This window comes from Streptomyces sp. NPDC059456, assembly GCF_042750055.1.
Lineage (GTDB): Bacteria > Actinomycetota > Actinomycetes > Streptomycetales > Streptomycetaceae > Streptomyces.
Map to the genome: position 1 here is coordinate 1 of NZ_JBHYVA010000583.1, position 3,614 is coordinate 3,614.

Below are 3,614 nucleotides of genomic sequence, written 5' to 3' on the forward strand. Positions count from 1 at the left end.
ATCCGCCCACCACCTATATCTACAATCAAATTTTGTTCGGCAGCTTCTGTTGTTTAACCGCGACTGGTCCGATGATCCTTCGGGCGCCCGCCACGACCTGGAGCGCCCTGGGACCCGGTGCCGTTGACACCGGGTGCCAGGGCTCCTAGCGTCTCCTCAGCTGAAGCTACTAAGCGGTTGCTCACCCACGAGGAGCCGCTGTCGAGGATTCCGAGGGCGAGGAGATCCACCATGTCCACCACCGAGCAGCGCGTCGCGATCGTGACCGGGGCGGCCCGGGGCATCGGCGCGGCAACCGCCGTACGCCTGGCCGCCGAGGGCCGGGCGGTAGCCGTACTCGATCTCGACGAGGCGGCCTGCAAGGACACCGTCGAGACGATCACGGCGGCCGGGGGCAAGGCCCTGGCGGTCGGCTGCGACGTCTCCGACGCGGCGCAGGTGGAGGCGGCCGTCGAGCGCGTCGCGAGCACCCTGGGCGCCCCGACCATCCTGGTCAACAACGCGGGCGTGCTGCGCGACAACCTGCTCTTCAAGATGAGCGAGAACGACTGGGACACCGTCATGAACGTCCACCTGCGCGGTGCGTTCCTGATGTCGAAGGCCTGTCAGAAGCACATGGTGGAGGCCAAGTTCGGCCGCATCGTCAACCTGTCCAGCAGCTCGGCGCTGGGCAACCGCGGCCAGGTCAACTACTCCGCCGCCAAGGCCGGTCTGCAGGGCTTCACCAAGACCCTGGCCATCGAGCTCGGCAAGTTCGGCGTCACCGCCAACGCCGTCGCCCCCGGCTTCATCGTCACGGAGATGACGGCCCAGACGGCCGCGCGCGTGGGCATGGGCTTCGAGGACTTCCAGGCCGCCGCGGCCACGCAGATCCCCGTCCAGCGCGTCGGCCGTCCGGACGACATCGCCAACGCGATCGCCTTCTTCACGGGCGAGGCCGCCGGCTTCGTCTCCGGCCAGGTCATGTACGTGGCCGGCGGCCCGCTCAACTGACGAGAGGCAGGGCGCAGGCTCATGACCGACAACAGCACGAACGCGGTGGACAGCGGCAAGGTCGCGCTGATCACCGGAGCGAGCCGGGGCATCGGCTACGGCATCGCACAGGCGCTCGTCGCCCGCGGCGACCGGGTGTGCATCACCGGGCGCAACGAGGACGCCCTCAAGGAGGCCGTCGAGGCGCTCGGCGCGGACCGGGTGATCGGGATCGCCGGCAAGGCGCACGACGAGGGCCACCAGGCCGTCGCGGTCGAGCGGACGATGGAGGCCTTCGGCCGGGTCGACTTCCTGATCAACAACGCGGGCACGAATCCGGTCTTCGGCCCGATCGCCGACCTGGACCTCGGTGTCGCGCGCAAGGTCTTCGAGACCAACGTGATCTCCGCGCTCGGGTTCGCCCAGCGGACCTGGCACGCCTGGCAGAAGGACAACGGCGGCGCGATCGTGAACATCGCGTCCATCGCCGGCGTCTCCGCCTCGCCCTTCATCGGCGCGTACGGGATGAGCAAGGCCGCCATGGTCAACCTCACCCTCCAGCTCGCGCACGAGATGGCGCCGGGGGTCCGGGTCAACGCGATCGCCCCCGCGGTGGTCAAGACGAAGTTCGCGCAGGCGCTCTACGAGGGCCGGGAGCAGGAGGCCGCAGCCGCCTACCCGCTCGGCCGGCTGGGGCTCCCGGAGGACATCGGCGGGGCGGCGGCCTTTCTCACATCCGCACAAGCGGAATGGATCACCGGCCAAACTCTGGTCGTCGACGGAGGAATGTTCCTCAATGCCGGAGTGCACTGATCGATAATCGGACGCATTTGCCTCCCGAGGGGAGGCAAATGCGTACCTAATATGCACGAAATCGGTCAAGTGCCACATGAAACCTGCCCATTGGATTTGTGAGGCACTGCGGTAGGGTCTGCCGCACCCCTGGCTGATCGAGGAGCGTGCACGTGTTCATCCGGACCAGATGCCTGCAGATCACTGCAGCCCTTGCGTCCATATCCCTGCTCGCCGGATGCGGTCTGCTTTCGGACGACAGCAGTGACGCCGCGAAGAGAATCGTCGTCGGCACGACGAGCGCCCCGAGCACCCTCGATCCCGCCGCGGCCTGGGACGGTTCCTGGGAGCTGTACCGGAACGTCTACCAGACCCTGCTGGCGTTCCCGACGGGCTCCACCAAGCCCCAGCCCGACGCCGCCCAGAACTGCGAGTTCACCGACTCCGCCAACGAGTCGTACCGGTGCACCCTGAAGAAGGGCCTGAAGTTCACCGACGGGGAGCCGCTCGACGCCAAGGCCGTCAAGCACTCGCTCGACCGGATCAGGACGATCAACTCCCAGACCGGTCCGCTGGGCCTCTTCGGCAGCCTGGACAAGATCGAGACCCCGGACGCGCTGACGGTCGTCTTCCACCTGAAGACCCCGGACGCCACGTTCCCCTTCGTCCTCGGCTCGCCGGCCGCCTCCCTGGTCGCGCCCAAGGACTACCCGGCCGACAAGGTCCGCGAGGACGGCAAGGTCACCGGCTCCGGCCCGTTCGTGCTCGACTCCTACAAGGAGGGCAGCGAGGCGGTCCTCGGCAAGAACGGGACCTACAACGGATTCGCGAACCGGCGCAACGACGGCGTGACCATCCGCTACTTCACGGACTCCACCAAGATGGTCGCCGCGCTCAAGGCCAAGGAGATCGACGCCACGTACCGCGGTCTGTCGGCCCCCGAGATCAAGGACCTGCAGACCCCCGCCTCGCACGCGGCGGGCGTCCAGGTCGTCGAGAACGTCGGCGCGGAGATCCGCTACCTGGTCTTCAACCCCAAGGACCCGCAGGTCGCCAAGCCGGCCGTGCGCCAGGCCATCGCCCAGATCGTGGACCGCGGCGCGATCGTCTCCAAGGTCTACCAGGGCACCGCCGAGCCGCTGTACTCCATGGTCCCCAAGGGCGTGGTGGGCCACAAGACGCCCTTCTACGACAAGTACGGCCAGGCCAGTGTCGACAAGGCCAAGAAGATCCTCCGGGACGCCGGGATCACCCAGCCGGTGGAGCTGACCTTCTGGTACACCACCGACCGCTACGGCGCCTCGACCGCCGACGAGTTCACCGAGCTCAAGCGCCAGCTCGACGAGAGCCAGCTCTTCAAGGTCACCCTGCGCGGCCAGCCCTGGAAGGTCTTCCAGGTCGGCTACAAGAACGGCGAGTACCCCGTCTTCGGCCGCGGCTGGTTCCCCGACTTCCCGGACCCGGACAACTTCATCGCGCCGTTCGTCGGCAAGGAGAACGCGGTCGGCACCCCGTACGAGCCCGCCCAGATCCTCACCGACCTGCTGCCCAAGTCCCGCCGCGAGAGCGACCGCTCGGCCGGTGTCCGCGAGTTCGAGCAGGCCCAGCAGATCTTCGCCGACGACGTCCGGCTGCTGCCGCTGTGGCAGGGCAAGCTGTACGTCGCCGCCCGCGAGGACATCGCCGGCGGCGAGCGGGCGCTGGACCCGCAGACCGTCTTCCAGATGTGGGAGCTGTACCGCAAGACCAGCTGGTAGGACCCTGGCGCGGGGGGGGGGGGGGGGGGGCGGCGGGCGGGGGGGGGGGGGGGGCGCGCGGGGGGGGGGGGGGGGGGGAGAAAGAAACACACA

The 3,614-nt window shown here is 68.4% G+C and carries 3 protein-coding genes; all 3 read left to right on the plus strand.

Features of this window, described 5'->3' with window-relative positions; translation table 11 throughout:
* Positions 1-231: 231 nt before the first annotated feature.
* Positions 232-993, plus strand: a complete 762-nt coding sequence (gene fabG / locus ACFXA3_RS33965) for a 3-oxoacyl-ACP reductase FabG (protein WP_385193278.1) — start codon at positions 232-234, stop codon at positions 991-993.
* A 21-nt stretch (positions 994-1,014) separates the two neighbouring features.
* Positions 1,015-1,785: an SDR family oxidoreductase gene (locus tag ACFXA3_RS33970; RefSeq protein WP_385193280.1), complete on the plus strand. Its 771-nt coding sequence runs from the start codon at positions 1,015-1,017 to the stop codon at positions 1,783-1,785.
* A 152-nt stretch (positions 1,786-1,937) separates the two neighbouring features.
* A complete protein-coding gene (locus tag ACFXA3_RS33975; RefSeq protein WP_385193282.1) occupies positions 1,938-3,521 on the plus strand; it encodes an ABC transporter substrate-binding protein in 1,584 nt (527 codons plus the stop codon).
* Positions 3,522-3,614 lie beyond the last annotated feature (93 nt).